We start from the raw sequence: 2,626 nt of genomic DNA, 5'->3' as shown, positions 1-2,626 counted from the left end.
CACACAAACTCAACCAACGTCCCCGGTTAGTACATCCAGGTCGTTCGGGCTTGTTGGTTGTTCATTCCCGATCCTTCTAGTCTTGCGATTCCTCCCTGGGTTTTCCCCGGATCTTCATGCTATCTGCTTCCTCCGAGTCCAGTATCCGTTGCTGCCCCTCTGGTGGTTCCTCTCGTCGATCTGAGGGTATCTGGCGCCAGATCCTTCATCAGAAGACCAGTTGTCGGCCCCGAATGCCACCGCAGGCTCAACCAAATACGCAGACTGACGACCGCCGGCAAAGCTGTGGGTGACGATCTCCTCGACGGTTTTCTGCGTCTGGAAACGTTGTGGTAACTGGCAACATCGATGTGTCTGACCACCCTGGCGTATGCTTCTCGCGTCAATGCTGAAGCGATGAGCACTCTGCAGGGTGGCCAGAAACATCACCTGGGTTGATGGGAAACGACGATCATCAGTCGGTGTATGGCTGAACTCCGTCAGAACAGGTAATATCCGCGGCCGGTTGTTCGCCAGTGATCAGATAGTCGTTGATCGCATCATCGGCACATTGCGATACACCGTACGAGGTGTGGCCCCAGTTGTTGCTCGTCAGCAAGGTGCTGTGTGGAAGTCGATTGTTGACTCTCTTGGCAGCTGCATATGAGGTTGCGGGATCCCATCGTGCACCAACGATGAGGGCTGGGGAGTCCACCGAAAACGATCCTGCAAAAGCATCGTCGTCGTTCGCGGTCCATTCGGCGCAGGCAATGGATGACCAAAGAGCCTGTCGCCCAAAGTACGGTGCTTCTTTGTCTGCCCGGTTTGCCAGCTGAGTCCAGCGACTTCCGCTGTCAGGGTGGTGACTGTCGCTGCAGACGACTGCAGCATTGAGTTCCAGATCGTTGATTTCCTGCTTCTTTGGCTTGCTGAATGGTGACTCCTCACCTTGAGACGAGTCGCGTTGCACCTGCGCGTTAACGGATTCGTCGATCAATTGTTTCGTACCCGCAATCACATCAATCGCGGCCTCTGCATCTGGGGAGTACAGCGAGTAGAGAATTTCATCGACCACATTCGAGTATGTTGCCTCGTAGGTTTCACCATCCTCTGTGATCTTCAGAGGATGTTTGCGTAGGTACTCCATTACATTCTCCAGATCGTTGTCCGGATCTTCGAGAGGGCAGGACTCTCCTGCGTCACTACAACGGTCCAGGAGCTCGGTTAGAGCCTCAGACGCACCTTGAGCGTTGCCCATTCGCATCGGCATCGGAAATATTGCATTACGTCGGTTGCCTCGCCATGCCTCAGCGTCAATGACACCGTCTAATACCATTGCCCGCACTTTGTTGGGAAACATTGCCGCATAGACCTGTCCGAGGTAGGTTCCGTAGGAAAACCCAAGGTACGTCAGTTTCGTGTCGCCGACTGCTCGCCTCAACATGTCCATGTCCAGGGCAACGTCCGTGGTGGACATGTGTTGTGCCAACGGTTCGTCAGCGCATGCTTTCGAAAGTTCGCCGGCTGCGCCAATGTAGTCCTTTTCCTCATCGGAGGATACGGGGAACCCGTTGGTGAGGCGTTCGTACACGCTCGCTTTCTTCTTCGACGAGTTGAAACACTTCAGCCGCGTACTTGCGTTCGTCCCCCGTGGATCAAATCCGACGATGTCGAAGTTCTTCCTGACTTCAGTGGGAAACAGATCGAGCCGGTCCGATACCCAGTCTTTACCAGATGCACCTGGACCACCTGGATTCACAAAAAGTGTGCCGGTCTTCCCTGAGGTCCCCGTTGCAGGGATCTTCTTCACAGCGATGTAGATCTTTTTGCCTTTCGGCTTCGCATAGTCGAGAGGTACGTGAACTTTTGCACATTCCGCTTCTCCGCATGTCTGCCAATCGAGGCGAGGAGTCACAACCGGTTTGATCTGTCTTTCTTCTGTTGCGACCGGGGCATCGCCCTTGTCCGCGATGACAGGGGTGGCCGCGACGGTCAAACTGAGACTCGTCAGCCCAGCCAGAATGGCTAGCCGTAATTTAGACATGAACTGTTCTCCTGATCAGTAGGATTTGCGCTTTGAACCCAGTTGATCGTCGGTCACGGTTGCTGTCTATGAGGAGAGGAAACTTCTGGCCGATCGGCGATAAGCTAAGACGGCTTTCTGGCCAAAAGTAGACAAGAAGTAATCGCAGGTAAACTTGCAGCGTCCTAACTGAGCGAGGACAACTTCCGCAAGGCCCTCTAGCCATTAGGCGGATGGACAGGGGTGCCCCTATATTTTTTGTAGGTCCTGAAAGGGATCTGGTCGCTGGTCCTGGTATGGCTTTCTTTCCCTGTCATTGATGATCCGGGGGTGTTGTCGCCAGGAGTCCAGGGCGCGCGTTGACTGCTGATAGGGGCTTGGCCCAACTCTGTTGAGGTCTCGTCGTAACGTGGGTGCCAGCATCGGGTGTCATGACTATTCCCGCGGCCGTTTCTTCGATGGTCAAGGGGGACTGTCATGGATGTTGGGTATGCGGTTTGGTTTGGTCTTGACGTGGGAAAGACGCACCATTTTGCGTGTGCTTTGAACGCGTCTGGTGAGCGGGTGTGGGGTCGTGAGCTTCCGCAGGATGTGAAGCGTCCTGGGTTTAGTTCCGCTTCTATT

The 2,626-nt window shown here is 54.5% G+C and carries 1 protein-coding gene; it reads right to left on the bottom strand.

Annotated elements, in window-relative coordinates; all coding sequences use genetic code 11:
• Positions 1-454: 454 nt before the first annotated feature.
• Complete coding sequence (locus HMPREF3092_RS09890; RefSeq protein ID WP_070424763.1) at positions 455-2,023, bottom strand: alpha/beta hydrolase; 1,569 nt, start codon at positions 2,021-2,023, stop codon at positions 455-457.
• Positions 2,024-2,626 lie beyond the last annotated feature (603 nt).

Origin of the sequence: Brevibacterium sp. HMSC24B04, from assembly GCF_001806835.1 — a bacterium.
In the GTDB taxonomy this organism is placed as follows: domain Bacteria; phylum Actinomycetota; class Actinomycetes; order Actinomycetales; family Brevibacteriaceae; genus Brevibacterium; species Brevibacterium ravenspurgense.
The sequence above is the reverse complement of the archived record's forward strand: the minus strand, read 5'-3'. Positions and strand labels throughout refer to the sequence as shown.

Bases quoted from the DNA above. Each gene is read 5' to 3' on its own strand.
- HMPREF3092_RS09890 (WP_070424763.1), bottom strand. From the start codon at position 2,023: ATGTCTAAATTACGGCTAGCCATTCTGGCTGGGCTGACGAGTCTCAGT.